Annotated in this window: 2 protein-coding genes; both read left to right on the top strand. The window is 38.8% G+C overall.

The window, feature by feature from the left end; translation table 11 throughout:
* Positions 1-189, top strand: a 189-nt coding sequence (locus MiSe_RS49355) for a hypothetical protein (protein WP_226594913.1), incomplete at its 5' end; no start/stop codon positions are given.
* Positions 190-344: 155 nt separating this feature from the next.
* Entirely contained in the window at positions 345-485 is a 141-nt protein-coding gene (locus tag MiSe_RS49350) for a hypothetical protein (protein WP_226594911.1), read from the top strand.
* Positions 486-853: the final 368 nt, after the last annotated feature.

Here is an 853-nt window from a genome sequence, read left to right as displayed (position 1 = left end):
GAGTTAGAACGTTGGCCTAAAGCAAAAGAAATAGCAAAGGACATGAAAGGCCAAACAAAGGAAGAACTGTTAGAACAATCTTACCCAACGACGGTGACCGAAATTTTAGTGATGTTAAATGTAATAAACATACTAACGGTCTCCCCCCCAAAAATTAAGGACTTCCTCAATATTGACGAATCCCCCTGAACCAAATCGAAATTGTTAGGATTTCTCCTAGGTATCCGAGGTTAAATCCTCAGTTAAAAAAGCGGTTAACAGCTCTGTTTCAAGCCCAAAAAATAGCTATTAAGACAGGTAAACCAATGTTGTTAATCTCATCTGATTTCAAGTCGGAGTCTTAAATGAAACTCACCGAAAAACAATACAATTCAGGTGTTGACAACCTTTCTAAAGAAGTCAATATATTTGTTGATAAACGCCAAAAGTCCAAGGGCAGCTGGTTTGAATCCCTGTTACTTGCCAGAGCAATTATTCACATCTAGCTGACTTCAACAACACCTCCCTCCACCACAATTTCGACTCAACATCCCCGGAGTTATTCAAGAATTTTATAGCAAAAGTCAGTCAAAATTATGCCAAGGATTGATTAATGAACTCCCAAAACTTCACCAAAGAACAATTTCAAAAAGCCACGGGTTTGTTGAGGCTACATTGCTGATTCAAAGACTAGCCAAAACAACAGATTGTCATAATCTTGAAGCTACGTTCCTTGCTGCAATGGTCATCAAATTAATCGATGATTTTGCCCAAAATGACATCGAGTACAAATTAGGAAAGCACTAGGTTAACTATGACTCAAACAATCGACGACATCATCGCCCGCTTTGGGCAACAAGGTTGGATTGTCCAA

The organism is Microseira wollei NIES-4236 (genome assembly GCF_020521235.1).
GTDB classification, from domain to species: domain Bacteria; phylum Cyanobacteriota; class Cyanobacteriia; order Cyanobacteriales; family Aerosakkonemataceae; genus Microseira; species Microseira wollei.
The sequence above is the reverse complement of the archived record's forward strand: the minus strand, read 5'-3'. Positions and strand labels throughout refer to the sequence as shown.